The organism is Flavobacterium swingsii (assembly GCF_900111965.1).
GTDB classification, from domain to species: Bacteria; Bacteroidota; Bacteroidia; order Flavobacteriales; family Flavobacteriaceae; genus Flavobacterium; species Flavobacterium swingsii.
Genome location: NZ_FOJT01000005.1, coordinates 206742 through 223636, shown reverse-complemented (window position 1 = coordinate 223636; position 16895 = coordinate 206742). Strand labels below are relative to the sequence as shown.

Sequence of the window (16895 nt, the reverse complement as noted above, 5' to 3'; positions counted from 1 at the left end):
TGTGTTTTAGCCCCGATAGAAACGTAAATCCTTTTTATTTTTTCTTTAAAAATAAAAAGATTGAAGTGAATAGCGGGAAATAGCTTCAAAAATTTATTAATATTTATGAACAGATTTAAAAAAAAGCCGCTACTAATAAAAGTAACGGCTTTATATTGATTGTTAAATCATTATTTTTTGTGTCTTGGTTCACAAGAAACAGTCAATTTATGTCTTCCTTTAGCACGACGACGAGCTAAAACTTTTCTTCCATTTGCAGAAGCCATTCTGTCCATGAATCCGTGTTTGTTTCTTCTTTTTCTTTTCGATGGTTGGAACGTTCTTTTGCTCATTTTGTGTATCTTTAAATTCTTGTATAAATATCTTGTTGTAGGTTTCTTTCAAACCGAGTGCAAATATACAATGATTTTTTTTTCTTGCAAGTGGTTTTATAAAAATATTTTAATTCTTTTACTATATTTGCCATTCATTATAAAAACACTACTATGTTTCATAGAAATATTAAGCTTGTAATAGCGGCTCTGATTATATTTACTGGTATTTGGCAATTTACCGAAGGAAATATTGGAAACGGAATTTTCCTTATTTTATTGACTGCAATTCCTATTTTCTTATATTTTAAAAACGAATTTATTCTTTTGGCTTTCTTAAAATTGAGAAAACAAGATTTTGAAGGAGCAAAAAGTTGGTTGGATAAGATAAAAAACCCAGAAACGGCTTTAGTTCAAAAACAACAAGGTTATTTTAATTACCTACATGGTTTGATGCTTTCGCAGACAAATTTGATTCAAGCTGAAAAATATTTTAAGAAAGCAATTAGTTTGGGTTTGAGTATGGATCAGGATTTGGCTCTTGCAAAACTAAATTTAGCAGGAATTGCTTTGAGCAGAAGACGTAAAATTGAGGCTACTAATTTGCTTACTGAAGTTAAAAAATTAGACAAGCAAAATATGCTGAAAGACCAAATAAAAATGATGAAAGATCAGATGAAAAAAATCTAATTTTTATTAAACATACCTTAAACCACGCTACTTAGCGTGGTTTTTTTATGTTATTTATTAGTTATAACCTTCGGTAGGAATTTCGATTTTGTATGTCTTTTTTGTAGGATTGTCTAATTTTTTATCGCGTAGCCAAGGATTGTGGTATTTCAAAATTTTATAATTAATCCCTTGTGTTTTTGCAAACAAAGCCAAGTTAGAAATACTACTATCTATATCTATTTTTCGAGTAGGGAGACTACTGTATAATTCTTCTTTTTGAATATTAAAACCGTACGAAATTGGGTTTTTCATGATTTCTTTCAAAGCTAAAATTCTGAAAACATAACGTGAAGTTTCTTCAACCAGCAAAACATCATAATAGTCAGAAACCATCTGCGATTCTAATTGTTTCGAAACACCCGCCATTCCGCCATTATAAGATGCCGCAGCAAGTGTCCAAGAACCAAATTTTTCTTTGGCTATAAGCAAATATTTACAGGCTGCTTCGGTCGATTTTTCGAGATGATAACGCTCGTCGACAGTTTCCGAAACTTCCATACCTTTTTCTCGAGCTGTTTCTGGCATAAACTGCCATATTCCGCTGGCTCCAGCTTTTGAAACCGATGCCGTAATTAAGGAACTTTCGATAACCGCTAAATATTTAAAATCATCTGGAACACCATATTTTGCCAAAATTGGTTCGATAATAGGAAAAAATTTATTGGCTCTTTTCATTATCAATATGGTCGATGAATGCAGATTCTCATTTATCAAAATTTCTCTATCCAAACGTTCTTTAACATCATAAATATGCAATGGTGTTTTTTCGCCAGCAAAATCTATTTCTTTTGGAAAATTACTTATCCCAATATTTGAATTTCTATTGTATGTTGTCGCAAAAATTAAAAATCCGCTTGCAAGAATAATTGCAAAAACAATTACTATATTTTTTATTATTTTCATGTTTTGTATGTAAGACGTAAAAGTATTGATTAATGTTTTTATTTCAGAATTATATCCGGCAAATTCTCGTTAAACCACTTGTATCTGTTAATAATCATAATGTGCGTTCCCGCTTTTACATTAATAAAATTTTTAATGTTTTGAGCCGGAAAAACACTATCGTTATCTCCGTGAATGTGAATCACATTATCATCTTCAATTGTTCTTTCCCAACACACAACTTGCTCAATAGCCCAATCTAAATAGACTTTATCGTTCATAGTGAGATATTTTTTATACAATTTCACCCTTTCCTTTATCATTGTTCCAAAAGCGTATTTTGTAAGCGCTTCTACATTTGAAAGTAAACTTGTCGGAATTAGTTTGTATGCTTTAGTAGTTTTAGCAATTTTCATTCGGCTTGGCAATTCCTTATTAGATTTTACACTCGAAATAATAATTAATTTCCTAAGATCTAAGAATTGAGCCATTTCCTGAACCAAAATACCACCAAAAGAAACGCCAACTAAAACTACTTTGTCATGTTTTACAAATTTCGACATACGCTCGGCATAATTCTTTAGCAATTCTGTCTTTTCAGGCATTATCCAATCAAGCAGATGAATTTCGAAAACATCTTCAGGTAATTTTATTTTTTCAAATATGGAAGAACTCGCTGCCAAACCAGGCATAAAGTATATGTGAATTTTAGTCATTTTAACATTTATTTAGCAAAAACGGTTTATTTTTCCTATTTTTGTATAAAAATAATTCATTTTGATTGACTTGTAAGTATAGTCAATATTATTTTTTGAAAAAATATGGAAATTAAAGACAATACGTTTTCTCGACAGTTTGAAACCACATTAAATGGACATTTAATTTCAGTTGAATATTCTTTTCAAGAAAAAAAGATATTTCTCACTCGTTTGAATGTTCCTGAAAATTTTACCGACGAGGATTTTATTTCCGATTTATTAAAAAACATCATGGCAATTGCTATAGAACGAAAACTAAAAGTTGTTCCTATTTTGCCAAAAATTGTATTGTTTTTTAAGAAAAACCCCGTTTATAAAGAATTACTTCCTCCAGGAATTAGATTATAAATTATAACAGAAGCCGTCTCGTTAAAAATAACGAGATGGTTTTTTTTTTGCAAAAAATTATATCTTTACGATATGACTTCAGAAGAAACAAACCAAAAAATAATTCATTTTTTCGAAAATATCGAAAAATATTATGGTTGCAAAACCGAAATCACCGAAGGTTTGTACTCAAATTCAGAAGTAAATAATCCTGATTTTATAACATGGACTTTATCCGAGTTTGAACTCATTCGTTCTGCTTACCGGAATAATGGTGAGCGATTTATGTTTGAAGGCGAAAAAATGTACTTCGAGATTTCTGCTAAAAACATTATTAGTTTAGAAGAACCTGGTAGAAATAAGTTTGAGTTTTTAGAACAATACAGCGAAACGGTTTTTAGAATTACTAAAATTAGATTTCATTATAAGTATTGATTTTTTTAGCCACCGATTTTATTATCTTTGAAAGATAAATAAATACGTTTTTAATTATTTACAAATGATTATAGCCGTTTGTATGATAAACCTTTGTTTATGAGTTACAAGCAATACTACCTGAAAAACGCATAAATCTGAAATTAAAGAAAAATGAAAAAATATTTATTGAGTTTATTAGCAATTTTATCAATCCTTTTGATATTCTCTTGCAATGGAAGCAAGAATGAAAATAATAATTCCGAAGTACAAAATCCAGAAGCACTACAAGATGATATAAAACTAAAAAGCTTAACTAAACGTGGTGTAAATTTAATTGATGAACTTTATGCTGAATTAGTAGAAATAAATCCTGAATTGAAAAAACTAGAAACAGAACTAGAAACGTTTCAAGAAACTCCATCAGAAACTGAAAATATTTTTTTTAATTATAACGGAAAATCAAATCAGTATTATGGAAATGCAACAGGGTTTGCAAATCAAATTACTGATAGTATAAGTAAAAAAAGAATTATAGCTTTAATAAAAAAAAGTAATGAAAAATATGATTCTCAATCTAAAGAAATTGATGAACTTGTGAAGGAAATCTCTAATTCACAAAATTCAATACAAGACAATCATAATATTCTAAAAATAGTTTTAACAATTCCGTTAATAGAAAAATATCAAAAAGAAAATCTACCAAAAAAGGAAAAGTTTTTGAAAACAATCGTTAAACAGAAAGCAATAAATAAAAAAATAACAGAGAAAACACCAAAATATTAATAAGTACTGCCACTAACAGCGTTTTAGCACAATAGCTGCGTTTTCAATAAACCACATGTCTCTTTTCCGCTGAAAAATCTTATCTTAGCAAAAAAAATGTTCACGCAGCCGCTACTGCGCCAAGTCCCTGGACGTTAACCCCTTAAACCTCAACACTCAAAAATTCCATTCGTACGCTTCCGTCTTCGTCAATTTTTGTTAGATTTATTTCGTGTAGTGTGTTGATTAATTCAGGATTCCAAGGTGTTTTCACTTTTACATAATTTTCGGTAAATCCGTGAATGTAACCTTCTTTATTTTCACTTTCAAAAAGAACCGTTCTGTTTGTTCCCAATTGATTTTCATAAAAAGCACGACGTTTTTTTACCGAAAGTCCACGCAACATTTTACTACGTTTGTTTCTTACATTCATTGGCACAACGCCTTCCATGATTGCTGCTTCGGTATTATCTCTTTCAGAATAGGTAAAAACGTGCAAATAAGAAATATCCATCTCATTCAAGAAATTATATGTTTCTAGGAAATGCTCGTCGGTTTCACCAGGAAAACCAACAATTACATCGACACCAATACAAGCGTGAGGCATGACTTGGCGAATGTTTTCAACTCTATCAGTATAAACTTCTCGCTGGTAACGACGTTTCATTTTACCTAAAATTTCATTACTTCCTGATTGCAACGGAATATGAAAATGTGGTACAAAAGTTCGACTTTTTGAAACAAAATCGATAGTTTCGTTTTTCAATAAATTCGGTTCGATAGAGGATATTCTCAATCTTTCGATTCCTTCTACTTCATCTAATGCTTTTACTAAGTCTAGAAAAGTATGTTCGTGTTTTTTGTTTCCGAATTCTCCTTTTCCGTAATCTCCAATATTTACGCCCGTTAACACAATTTCTTTGATTCCTTGTTTAGAAATATCGGAAGCATTTTTCAATACATTTTCTAAAGCATCACTTCGTGAAATTCCGCGTGCCAATGGAATGGTACAATATGTACATTTGTAATCGCAACCATCTTGCACTTTCAGAAACGCACGAGTTCTGTCGCCAATCGAGTAACTTCCTACATAGAAATCGGCTTCTTCAATCTCGCAAGAATACACTTCGCCCATATCATTTTTGGACAAATCATTAATATAATCGGTGATTTTAAATTTTTCGGTAGCACCAAGAACTAAATCTACACCATCAACAGCGGCAAGTTCTTCAGGTTTTAGTTGAGCGTAACATCCAACAGCCGCAACGAATGCTTTATCGTTGAGTTTCATTGCTTTTTTTACAATTTGCTTGAATTGTTTGTCTGCATTTTCAGTTACTGAACAAGTATTGATGACATACATATCGGCAACTTCTTCAAAATCGACACGATCGAAACCTTCGTCTTGAAAATTTCTCGCAATGGTTGAAGTTTCTGAGAAATTTAATTTACAACCTAAAGTGTAGAATGCTACTTTTTTTCTATTTTCCATAAGATAGCTCAATTAATGAAATCGTTGTCAAAAAATTGAGAGTGCAAATTTACGTAGAATATTTTGATTTGAAAAAACAAAAAATAAACACAAATTTCAGGAATTTTCACGAATCAATTTGTGAAATTTGTATTTTATTACTCTTTTCTCCATTTTTTGGTTTCCTCAAAAACGTGTTCTAAAATCGCAGCGTCCTGTTCTGTGAAATCTACATGACGGCGTGACATGACTACTTTAGCAACTTCAAAAGCTTTTTTAGTAATATAAGTGGTAAATCCAGAGGCTCCGCCCCAAGAAAAACTTGGCACAAAATTGCGAGGAAAACCAGAACCGAAAATATTCGCGCTCACTCCTACTACAGTTCCTGTATTGAACATGGTGTTTATTCCGCATTTGCTATGATCGCCCATCATGAGTCCACAAAACTGTAATCCCGTTTTAGTAAATCCTTCGGTTTCATAACTCCACAGTTTTACTTCTTCGTAATTGTTTTTTAGGTTCGAATTGTTACTATCCGCCCCAATATTGCACCATTCGCCCAATACTGAATTTCCTAAAAATCCGTCATGACCTTTGTTAGAATAACCAAACAATACAGAATTATTTACTTCGCCACCAATACGAGAATGCGGTCCAACTGTGGTTGCTCCGTATACTTTAGTCGCTAATTTTACCTGTGCTTCTTCGCACAACGCAAATGGCCCACGAATTACGGAACCTTCCATAATTTCGGCATTTTTTCCAATGTAAATAGGTCCTGTAGCCGCATTTAAAGTTACAAATTCTAGCTTTGCTCCTTCTTCGATAAATATATTTTCGGGTGAAATTACATTAACACTTTTAGGAATTCGTTGCGATGTTCTTCCTTCGGTAATTAACTCAAAATCTTCACGAATCGCTGTGTCATTTTTTTGAAAAATATCCCACGTATGCTCGATAGTAAGACAATCATCGTTATACTCTATGATTTCGTAAGTATCAAAATCAACTTCTTCTTGACTGTCTTGTGTAAAAAAAGCGATGACTTCTTCACCTTTGAAAATTGCTTGATTAATTTCTAAATTACTCACCATTTCTGACAAAATATCATTTGGCAAAAAAGATGCGTTTATCATTATATTTTCTTCCAACTCGACCATTGGAAATTTTTCAGAAAGATATTCTTCTGTTAAAGTTGTGGTGGTCGAACCCAAATATTTTTCCCATTTTTCACGAATAGTTAAAATTCCGACACGAATATCGGCAACTGGTCGTGTAAAAGTGAATGGCAATAAAGCGTTGCGAACGGTTCCGTCAAAAAGTATATAATTCATTTTGTTGTTTATTCGGTTATTTGTTTATTCGGTTATTTGATAAAATATATCGAACAAACCTAAACTCAAAGTTACAAAGTTTTTTGAGAGATAAAAATAAAAAAACCTTCCGAATTGGAAGGTTTTCTTTGTATAATGGTAAACAAGTTATTATTTAACGTGTTTAGCGTATTTAGTTTTAAATTTATCGATACGTCCTGCAGTATCAATAAGTTTAGATTTACCTGTATAAAAAGGGTGAGAAGTTCTAGAAATCTCCATTTTAAATACTGGATATTCAACACCTTCGTGTGTGATTGTTTCTTTAGTTTCTACTGTAGATTTAGTGATAAAAACGTCCTCGTTAGACATGTCTTTAAATGCAACTAATCTGTAATTTTCTGGGTGAACTCCTTTTTTCATGGTACTCTTTTTATTAAATGGTTGTATTTATTTTGCTGCTTTTTTTCAAAAGGTATAAATAGAATACAACTTTTTGTTGATAATTTTTTATTTATTCAGGGTGCAAATGTACAACTAATTTTTATAAATCAAATAATTGTGTAACTTTTTTTCATTTTAAAGTAACTAATTGTATGTGTTGTATAATTCTTATATTTGTAAATTAATTTAAAAAAAACATCAAATGAATCCCATTATCAAGAAAAATGGTTTTATTCTAGGAATTATTTTAGGGATTATTAATATTTTAATAACTTGTTATTTATATTTCTCTACTAATCTACACACATTCACAGATTTAAGAATTGGAATGTTCAAAATAATCATTGGCGTTATCTTAGGAATAATTACAATTGTAATGGTTAAAATGAAAACAGGCGGCTTAATTACCTTTCGAGAAGCTTTTTCTGCTTATTTTACTACCATTCTTACTTCAAGTATAATGTCTTTTATTTTCTTTTTCCTTTTTTTCAGTTCCTTTGCAACCGATTTAAAAAAAGAGAGTATCAAAAAAGATATGATCGAATTTCAAGTTAAAACAATGAAGCAAAATGGCTCTACTGATTTAGAAATTGAAAATGTTAAAAAATCTTACGAGACCTTTAATCCATTTTCATTTATAGAAGGATTTAGTTCATCTATAAAATATTTACTAAGAGATTCAATAATTGGATTACTTGTGGCATTAATTTTTAGAAATAAAATATCTCATTTAGAATAATGAACCTATCTATCATAATCCCTTTACTGAACGAACAAGAATCGTTGCCAGAATTAACTTCTTGGATTGAAAAAGTCATGCTTGAAAATAATTTCTCTTATGAAGTTATTTTTATCGATGATGGCAGCACCGATGATTCTTGGGAAACTATAAACCAATTATCTAGTAAAAATTCTGCTATAAAAGGCATTCGTTTTTTAAGAAACTACGGGAAATCTCAAGCTTTACATGCAGGTTTTGCAAAAGCGCAAGGCGATGTTATTATCACTATGGATGCCGACTTGCAAGACAGTCCTGACGAAATTCCTGGATTGTATAATATGATTGTAAATGATAATTACGATTTGGCTTCAGGTTGGAAAAAGAAGCGTTACGACAATGCGGTTACCAAAAATTTGCCTTCAAAATTATTTAATGCTGCAGCAAGAAAAACTTCCGGAGTACAACTAAATGATTTCAATTGCGGATTGAAAGCCTATAAAAATATTGTTATAAAAAACATAGAAGTTTCGGGCGAAATGCACCGTTACATTCCTGTTTTAGCAAAAAATGCAGGTTTTGGTAAAATTGGCGAAAAAGTTGTGATTCACCAAGCTAGAAAATATGGCGAATCTAAATTTGGAATGAGTCGTTTTGTAAATGGTTTTCTGGATTTGATTACGATTTGGTTTTTGTCTAAATTTGGAAAAAGACCAATGCATCTTTTTGGTGCTTTGGGAACGATTATGTTTCTAATAGGATTTTTGTCAACAGGTTATATTGGAGTTATGAAACTCATAAAACTATTTTATTTAGAACAAGAAGCCATATTAGTAACTAACAATCCTTGGTTTTATATAGCATTAACAACAATGGTTATTGGAACTCAATTATTTCTAGCAGGTTTTCTTGGGGAAATTATTTTGAGAACAAAAAATAACGAAGAAAGATATAAGATTTCGAAAGAGATAAATTTATAAAAATTAGGTTTAAAATATACGGCTACTAGCCCCGATTGCAGTGAAAATCCTTTTGTCTCGTTTTTTGGAACGAGATAAAAGATTGAAACGAAAAGCGGGAATAGCTCCTAAAAAATAGAAAAATGCACATACCTCAAAACATATTAGACGCAGTAAATATTTGGCTTACGCCAACATTTGACAATAAAACGCAAGAGACAATTAAAGAAATGATGACTTCTTCTCCTAAAGAATTAGAAGATAGTTTTTATAAAAATCTCGAATTTGGGACAGGCGGAATGCGTGGCGTTATGGGTGTTGGAACCAATAGAATAAACGAATATACGTTAGGAAAAAATACGCAAGGTTTGTCGGATTATTTACACAAATCGTTCCCGAACCAAGAAATAAAAGTAGCTATTGCTTACGATTGTCGCCATAATAGCGACACGTTGGCGAAGGTTGTTGCCAATGTTTTTTCGGCAAATGGGATTAAAGTTTTCTTATTTTCGGACATGCGACCTACGCCTGAATTGTCTTTTGCTGTAAAACATTTGGGTTGCAAAGCCGGAATTGTGCTCACAGCTTCTCATAATCCGCCAGAATATAACGGTTACAAAGTGTATTGGGAAGACGGCGGACAGCTTGTTCCGCCACAGGATAACGAAATTATTCAGGTGATTGATGCTTTGAATTATGATCAAATAAAATTTGAAGCCAACGAAAATTTAATCGAATACATTGATTTGAAAGTTGATCAAGCTTTTATCAATTCGACTATAGAAAACGCCAGCTTTAACACATCGGCAACAGCCAAAGAAAACTTAAAAATTGTTTTTACATCGTTACACGGAACTTCGATAAAATTGATTCCAGATGTTTTAGAAAAAGCAGGATACAAAAATGTACAAATTGTTCCCGAACAAGCTATTCCAGACGGAAATTTCCCGACTGTAAAATCGCCAAATCCTGAAGAACCAGAAGCTCTAACAATGGCAATGGCACTCGCAGAAAAAACAAATGCCGATATTGTGGTAGGAACCGATCCAGATTCAGACAGATTAGGCGTTGCCGTGAGGAATACCAAAGGTGAAATGATTTTGCTTAACGGAAACCAAACCATGGTTGTAATGACTAATTTCCTGTTAGAACAATGGAAAAAACAAAATAAAATTACTGGAAATGAATTTATAGGTTCGACGATAGTTTCTACGCCAATGATGCTAGAATTAGCTTCTGCTTACGGTGTTGAATGTAAAGTTGGACTGACTGGTTTTAAATGGATTGCCAAGTTTATTAAAGATTTTCCTAATCAGAAATTTATTGGTGGTGGTGAAGAAAGTTTTGGATTTATGGTTGGTGATGCCGTTCGTGACAAAGATGCTGTGGCAGCTACACTTTTAGTTTGCGAAATTGCAGCTCAAGCCAAAGAAAAAGGAAGTTCGTTATATGAAGAATTGCTTCAAATGTATGTCGATTTTGGTTTTTATAAAGAACATTTAATTTCTATTACCAAAAAAGGAATAGAAGGTTCGAACGAAATTAAACAAATGATGGTTGATTTACGTGAGAATCCTTTGAAGGAAATAAACGGCGAACGTGTTGTATTTATTGAAGATTATCAAAATTCGACCGCAAAAAATTTATTTACCGATGAAATAGAAATATTAAACATTCCAAAATCGAATGTATTAATTTACTACCTTGAAGACGGAAGCAAAATTTGTGCAAGACCAAGCGGAACCGAACCTAAAATTAAATTTTATTTTAGCGTAAATTGCGCCATACAAAACGCTTCAGAAGTTACCGAAGCGGAAAATCATTTGGATAACAAAATAAAAAATATCATTGTTTCAATGAACCTTAATTAATGGAAAACATAAAAAAAATAATTCCTTTTGTAAAACCTTACAAAAAACATGTTGTTTGGAATATCTTCTATAATATTCTTTACGCTTTGTTTAGTACACTTTCATTTATTGCCTTAATGCCCATGATGCAGGTGCTTTTTGAAACTACAAAAGCAGTAAATAAAAAACCTGTTTGGACTGATATTTGGAATATAACTTCTTACGGAAAAGAATATTTATACTATAGCATTACTCTTTTAGACAAAAAAGACGCTTTAATTTTAGTAATTATTCTAATTATTTTTACTTTTTTCTTTAAGAATATTTTTAATTATTTAGCTTCTTATCACATGATGCATTTGCAAAATAATGTATTGAAAGATATGAGAATTCAGCTTTTTGAAAAAATTATTTCACTGCCTATTGGCTTTTATTCAGAACAACGCAAAGGAGATGTAATGTCTAGAATGTTAGGCGATGTAGGCCAATTTCAAAATACTTTTTTTGTAGTTTTAGAGCTTATCGTTAGAGAACCACTAACTATATTATTCACGATTATTGCAATGTTTAACATTAGTGTGAAGTTGACATTGTTTGTTTTTGTCTTCATCCCAATTTCAGGATTTATTATATCAAGATTAGGAAAAAACTTAAAAAGCAAATCTAATAAAGCACAAGCGGAATCAGGTTTTTTCATATCCATTCTTGAAGAAACTTTAGGAGGAATGAAAGTGGTAAAAAGCTATAATGCCGAGAATATATTTGCCAAAAAATTTAAAGATTCGATAATGAGGATGATAAAATTATCTTACAGTATTGGAAATAAAAATAATTTAGCATCACCATTAAGCGAATTTTTAGGAATCGTAACTATTGCCATTTTATTATGGTATGGTGGTAAAATGGTTTTAGTAGATCACACTTTAGAAGGCGCAGTTTTCATAGTTTATATGGCATTAGCCTACAACATATTAACTCCTGCAAAAGCGATTTCGAAAGCTTCTTATTCTGTTAAAGCTGGTATGGCGGCGGCAGAAAGAGTTTTGGTGATTTTAGAACACGAAAACCCAATCACATCGAAAGAAAATGCCATTGATAAAAACACTTTTGAAGACAAAATTGAAATCAAAAATATCAACTTCCGTTATGAGGAAGAAAATGTTTTAAAGAACTTTACAATTACAGTTCCAAAAGGAAAAACAATTGCTTTGGTCGGACAATCTGGTTCAGGAAAAAGTACGATTGCCAATTTGTTAACGCGTTTTTACGATGTAAATGAAGGCACAATTACTATTGATGGTATTGATATAAAAGACATGAAACTCGAATCAGTTCGCGGTTTGATGGGATTGGTTACACAGGATTCAATCCTTTTTAACGATACTATAAAAAACAATATTCTATTAGGTAAGGAAAATGCTGCTGATGAAGAAGTTTTAGAAGCATTAAAAATTGCAAATGCTTATGAATTTGTAATGAATTTGCCAAACGGAATGGAAACCAATATTGGCGATGCCGGAAACAAACTTTCTGGCGGACAAAAACAACGTTTGTCAATTGCTCGTGCGGTATTAAAAAATCCTCCAATTATGATTCTCGACGAAGCTACTTCAGCTTTGGATACAGAAAGTGAAAAGTTTGTACAAATTGCACTAGAAAACATGATGCAAAACAGAACGTCGATTGTGATTGCACACAGATTATCTACTATTCAAAAAGCGGATAATATTATTGTTATGAAAAAAGGAGAAATTGTAGAACAAGGAACACATACAGAGCTTTTAGCACTAAACGGAACTTATTCTAACTTGGTAACCATGCAAAGTTTTGAATAGATATTTAGATTGTTAGACTTCTTAGATTTTAAAAAATATGATTCGAAAACTATGAACATATATACAATTGAAAAAGTTTACCACGAATTACACAAATTAACACGGATTTTATTAGTAAATAAAATCCGTGTTAATTTGTGTAATTCGTGGTTAAAAAATATGAGTTTCAAGTAAAATATTTTATAACAAAAATGTACATAAACCACAACAATATTAATCTTCCAGAAAATCCAGATACTATTGTTTGGAAATACTTAGACTTGTCTAAATTTTTGGATTTATTATTGTCGAAAAAAATGTTTATGTCTCGTTCGGATAAATTCGAAGACCAATACGAAGGCACATTTAGCGAACCTACTTTTGAAGAAATTAAAAAAATTGCAGCCAGTAATCCTGAGTTTTTAGATTATTACAAATCACATCGTGAGAAAGTTGCTATAAGCAGTTGGCACACGAACGAATATGAGAGTTTTGCTATGTGGCAAATTTTTACCAAAAACCAAGAAGGTTTGGCCATACAATCGACAATTGGGAGATTAAAAGAAGCTTTACAGCCCGAAAAACATACAAAACAATATATAGGAGAAGTAAATTATATTGATTACAAAAAAGAATACATTCCGTTTGATGATAATTTTTTTCCTTTCTTATTCAAACGAAAAAGTTTTCAGTACGAACGTGAAGTTAGAATTATTACCGATGTTACGGAACAAAATATTTCGATAAACGACGGACTGAAAATTAATGTAGATATTAATGCATTAATCGAAAAAATATACATTCATCCTAAATCTGAAAACTGGTACAAAAAATTAGTAATCGAATTAGTAACTCAATTGGGTTTCGATTTTGAAATTGAAAAATCAGATTTAGAAAGTGATATTTTGATTTAGTCTATTGGTGAATATTCTTCAACTTTCCAATCCTTGTTTTGCAAGTTTACAAAATGATAATGCACTTTGTCTGTCTTATCGAAGCCACCATTTTTGTTTATATCTTCGATAGTTCTAAAATACAAACGGCTGTTAGATTCAATCAAATTCCAATCTATAAGTTCCTGAAAATCGGCAGCAATTTTAGTAAATCTGCTTCCGCTAATATCACTTAAATAAATAGTTTTTATATCGTTCGAATTTATTTTTCCATCTTTATTGGTATCCATATCAGCTAATGTGTAAACCAACACTTGTTGTTTTGCTTTGTCTGAAACTGTTTTTAAGTAAGTTACTGTTTCTATAAGAACTGGTTTTTCTGTTAATAAATGTAGCGAATCGGAACCTATTTTCTGAAATTTAAAATTGCTTATGTAACCAGTTATTTCGTATTCATTATAATTAGAAACCTTAAAACTTTCTTCTTTATCATAAGATGATGATGCTGAACCTGAATTAACTTTAGATATTCCATCGGTCATACTATATTCTCCCATCGGATGAATTAAAAAAGGAGTTCCTTCCATATGAATGGGTAAATCGGCAATTTTTATTTGTGTCGAATCCTTTTTTACGGGTGCAACAACAGCTTTTGCATCTTCATAAATCACCTTTGGTTTTTTAGATTCTTCTTTGCAACTTACTAATAGGATTAGTATTGGGAAAATATATATTGAGAGCTTTTTCATGTTTAAAAATTTATATCAAATATAAGGATTTTTTAAATTACAACTTTACATTCAGTTTCAAACTAAACACACGAGTTGTCAAATAATTAGGCACACCGTATTGCGATTTTGTATATACATCACGAACCCAAGTATTTGTGATGGTATTTTGGTTATTAAACATATTGAAAATCTCTAATCCGAGTGATAAATCTTTAAACTTTTTTAACCAATGTCCATCTTCTTTGGCTCTAGCCCTGTCTGTAAATACATACGAAAAACCCAAATCGGCACGACGATAATCACGCAAACGCAACTGGTAATCGTACGGATCAGCATACGATGGCGAACCACCTGGCAAACCTGTATTATAGACTAAATTCAAATACATTTTGAATGTTGGAATGTTAGGCACATAATCCTGAAAAAGGATTCCAAACTTCAATCGTTGGTCTGTTGGTCTTGCAATATAACCACGATTGTCAATGTTTTCTTCGGTTTTTAAATATCCAAAACTCAACCAAGATTCAGTTCCGGGAACAAACTCGCCATTTAATCGCAAATCTAATCCTTGTGCATAAGCTTTGGCATTATTATCGGCTTCATATCTTATTCGCACATTATCTAACGTGTATGAATTTACATTGGTTAGTGATTTATAATATGCTTCGGTAACTAGTTTAAAAGGTCTATTCCACATCTTAAAACTATAATCGTTTCCTAACACAATATGTACCGATTGTTGGGCTTTTACATTAGGAACAACCTGACCATCAGCATTTCGTAATTCTCTATAAAATGGTGGTTGGTGATACAATCCGCCCGAAATTCTGAATAACATATCCTTATCCCAATCAGGTTTTATAGCAAATTGTGCTCTCGGACTAAAGGTTATTTGACTTTTACCAGAAATATTTTCGTCGCTTACTTGCCACTGGTGAGCACGAACACCAATATTGGTAAAAACATCGTGAGCTCCCCATTTTACACGTCGGTTCCATTGTCCGTAACCCGAAAATCTAGAGATATTTACATAATTTGTGGCTCTTGCATTATGATAAGGCACGAGCGGTCCGTAATAAGGACTATATGGTTGCTCATTTCTTGGCATTACGATAGGTGGATTTATAGAAAATCCAGCCGAATCTATCACTTCCCACTCTATTAATCGATCACGAATACTTTCACGAGTATATTTAATTCCCCATTCTATTTGATCTTCATTTTTTTTATGAAAACCTTTTACTTCGGTATTTACGATTAGAGCATCTAAATCGTTTCGAGCATGAGTAAGTTGTGAACCGATAGCTTGTGAAAAATTGACATCTCCAAAAGTATCCGAACCTAAATTAGAATCTACTTCTCCCAAACGGTATTCGGCCAAAATATCGAAATATTCTTGTTCGGTAGTGTGGTAAGCTGATGTTATTAATTTTAAATTAAAATTTTCATTTACTGTATAAGTAGTTTTGAAAGCACCAAAAAGTGTATTATACCTATCTTTTTCTTGACCTTCATACTCTACTAAAAGCGCAATAGGATCACTAATTGTTCCAAAGTTTGTTTGACGTGATAACGGAATATAATCGTATTTATTTTGAGCGACATTTCCTAAAAAGCTAAATTGCCATTTTGTATTGGGTGTAAATGTGATGTAGGATTGCACATCTAAAAAACGTGGTTTAAAATTGGTTTCTGTTTCTTGGCTTTTAACCAAAAGTGCATTGTCACGGTATCTAACACCTGTTATCGTTGTCCATTTTTGGTTTTTTGAAGCCGTTTCTACAGCCATACTTCCGCCAAGGAAACTAGCTTCGAGCGAGGCGCCAAATTTTTTAGGTGTTCGATACGTAATATCTAAAACCGACGATAATTTATCGCCATATTTTGCTTGAAAACCTCCAGCAGAAAAATCGATATTCTGAACCAAATCAGTATTGGTAAAACTCAAACCTTCTTGTTGTCCTGAACGAATTAAAAACGGACGATATACTTCGACTTCGTTTACATAAACTAGATTTTCGTCGTAATTTCCGCCACGAACGGCGTATTGTGTACTCAATTCATTGTTAGAATAAACACCAGGTAATGTTTTCAGAATATTTTCGACACCAGCATTTGCGCCAGGAATTAATCGAACGGCTCTGGGTGAAATTGTGGTAATACCTTCTACCCTTTTTCGACTATTATTTGTAATAATAACCTCCCCCATTTGTTCGACATTATTATTTAAAATAATATTAAACTCGTAGTCTTCATTGGGTTTTAATTCTAATGAAACTACAGCTGCTTTTAGCGATATGTGCGAAAACTTTAAATTAGATTTTACGTTGCACGGAATGGTCAAACTGTAAAAACCATTGGCATTTGTAGTGGTTTTATTTTCTTGAAAAGTAACATTGACACCTTCGATAGGTTGGTTATATTCGTCAAGAACAATACCTTTTACTCTTGCTGTTTGCGCAAAAGAAAATAGGGTAAATATGAATAAGAGTAGTGTGAATTTAGTCCTCAAA

The 16895-nt window shown here is 31.8% G+C and carries 17 protein-coding genes; 9 read left to right on the top strand and 8 right to left on the bottom strand.

From position 1 onward, the window contains the following. Window positions 1-170: 170 nt before the first annotated feature. Window positions 171-332, bottom strand: a complete 162-nt coding sequence (rpmH, locus tag BM053_RS10235; RefSeq protein ID WP_007136275.1) for a 50S ribosomal protein L34 — start codon at window positions 330-332, stop codon at window positions 171-173. Between the two features lie 153 nt (window positions 333-485). Between rpmH and BM053_RS10230 the strand changes: the two genes are divergently transcribed. After that, complete coding sequence (locus BM053_RS10230) at window positions 486-1001, top strand: hypothetical protein (protein ID WP_091477086.1); 516 nt, start codon at window positions 486-488, stop codon at window positions 999-1001. Window positions 1002-1058: 57 nt separating this feature from the next. Here the strand turns inward: BM053_RS10230 and BM053_RS10225 are convergent, their stop codons facing one another. Together BM053_RS10225 and BM053_RS10220 are read right to left on the bottom strand one after the other, a co-directional pair. Further along, entirely contained in the window at window positions 1059-1946 is an 888-nt protein-coding gene (locus tag BM053_RS10225) for a lytic transglycosylase domain-containing protein (protein ID WP_091477084.1), read from the bottom strand. Window positions 1947-1984: 38 nt separating this feature from the next. Next, window positions 1985-2641: a lipase family protein gene (locus tag BM053_RS10220; protein ID WP_091477082.1), complete on the bottom strand. Its 657-nt coding sequence runs from the start codon at window positions 2639-2641 to the stop codon at window positions 1985-1987. A 105-nt stretch (window positions 2642-2746) separates the two neighbouring features. On the opposite strand from BM053_RS10220, the gene BM053_RS10215 reads away from it, so the two are divergent. From BM053_RS10215 to BM053_RS10205, 3 genes are all read left to right on the top strand, one after another. After that, complete coding sequence (locus tag BM053_RS10215) at window positions 2747-3031, top strand: GNAT family N-acetyltransferase (protein ID WP_091477080.1); 285 nt, start codon at window positions 2747-2749, stop codon at window positions 3029-3031. A gap of 72 nt (window positions 3032-3103) precedes the next feature. Next, window positions 3104-3445, top strand: coding sequence for a hypothetical protein (locus BM053_RS10210; protein WP_091477078.1), 342 nt, complete (start codon window positions 3104-3106; stop codon window positions 3443-3445). A gap of 153 nt (window positions 3446-3598) precedes the next feature. After that, window positions 3599-4210 (top strand): hypothetical protein, encoded by a 612-nt coding sequence (locus tag BM053_RS10205; protein ID WP_091477076.1) that lies wholly within the window; start codon window positions 3599-3601, stop codon window positions 4208-4210. A 142-nt stretch (window positions 4211-4352) separates the two neighbouring features. Here the strand turns inward: BM053_RS10205 and mtaB are convergent, their stop codons facing one another. The 3 genes from mtaB to BM053_RS10190 all read right to left on the bottom strand — a co-directional run bounded on the left by mtaB (window position 4353) and on the right by BM053_RS10190 (window position 7396). Continuing rightward, complete coding sequence (gene mtaB / locus BM053_RS10200; protein WP_091477075.1) at window positions 4353-5681, bottom strand: tRNA (N(6)-L-threonylcarbamoyladenosine(37)-C(2))-methylthiotransferase MtaB; 1329 nt, start codon at window positions 5679-5681, stop codon at window positions 4353-4355. 137 nt (window positions 5682-5818) lie between these two features. Beyond that, entirely contained in the window at window positions 5819-6994 is a 1176-nt protein-coding gene (locus tag BM053_RS10195) for a GlmU family protein (protein ID WP_091477073.1), read from the bottom strand. A 150-nt stretch (window positions 6995-7144) separates the two neighbouring features. After that, window positions 7145-7396, bottom strand: coding sequence for a type B 50S ribosomal protein L31 (locus tag BM053_RS10190; RefSeq protein WP_091477071.1), 252 nt, complete (start codon window positions 7394-7396; stop codon window positions 7145-7147). A gap of 223 nt (window positions 7397-7619) precedes the next feature. On the opposite strand from BM053_RS10190, the gene BM053_RS10185 reads away from it, so the two are divergent. The 5 genes from BM053_RS10185 to BM053_RS10165 all read left to right on the top strand — a co-directional run bounded on the left by BM053_RS10185 (window position 7620) and on the right by BM053_RS10165 (window position 13672). After that, on the top strand, window positions 7620-8156 hold the full coding sequence (locus tag BM053_RS10185; protein WP_091477069.1) for a DUF4199 family protein: 537 nt from the start codon (window positions 7620-7622) through the stop codon (window positions 8154-8156). Further along, entirely contained in the window at window positions 8156-9115 is a 960-nt protein-coding gene (locus BM053_RS10180) for a glycosyltransferase family 2 protein (protein WP_091477068.1), read from the top strand. Before BM053_RS10185 ends, BM053_RS10180 begins: the two co-directional genes overlap by 1 nt. A gap of 122 nt (window positions 9116-9237) precedes the next feature. Further along, window positions 9238-10965, top strand: a complete 1728-nt coding sequence (locus BM053_RS10175; RefSeq protein WP_091477067.1) for a phospho-sugar mutase — start codon at window positions 9238-9240, stop codon at window positions 10963-10965. Then, the gene (locus BM053_RS10170; RefSeq protein ID WP_091477065.1) at window positions 10965-12779 is read left to right on the top strand and encodes an ABC transporter ATP-binding protein; all 1815 of its coding nucleotides are present in this window, start codon (window positions 10965-10967) and stop codon (window positions 12777-12779) included. The genes BM053_RS10175 and BM053_RS10170 overlap by 1 nt, the downstream gene beginning before the upstream one ends. Window positions 12780-12970: 191 nt before the next feature. After that, a complete protein-coding gene (locus BM053_RS10165; protein WP_091477258.1) occupies window positions 12971-13672 on the top strand; it encodes a hypothetical protein in 702 nt (233 codons plus the stop codon). Here the strand turns inward: BM053_RS10165 and BM053_RS10160 are convergent. Continuing rightward, on the bottom strand, window positions 13669-14400 hold the full coding sequence (locus tag BM053_RS10160; RefSeq protein ID WP_091477063.1) for a hypothetical protein: 732 nt from the start codon (window positions 14398-14400) through the stop codon (window positions 13669-13671). The two genes, BM053_RS10165 and BM053_RS10160, sit on opposite strands and share 4 nt — an antisense overlap. A gap of 37 nt (window positions 14401-14437) precedes the next feature. Continuing rightward, entirely contained in the window at window positions 14438-16894 is a 2457-nt protein-coding gene (locus BM053_RS10155; RefSeq protein ID WP_091477061.1) for a TonB-dependent receptor, read from the bottom strand. Window position 16895: the final 1 nt, after the last annotated feature.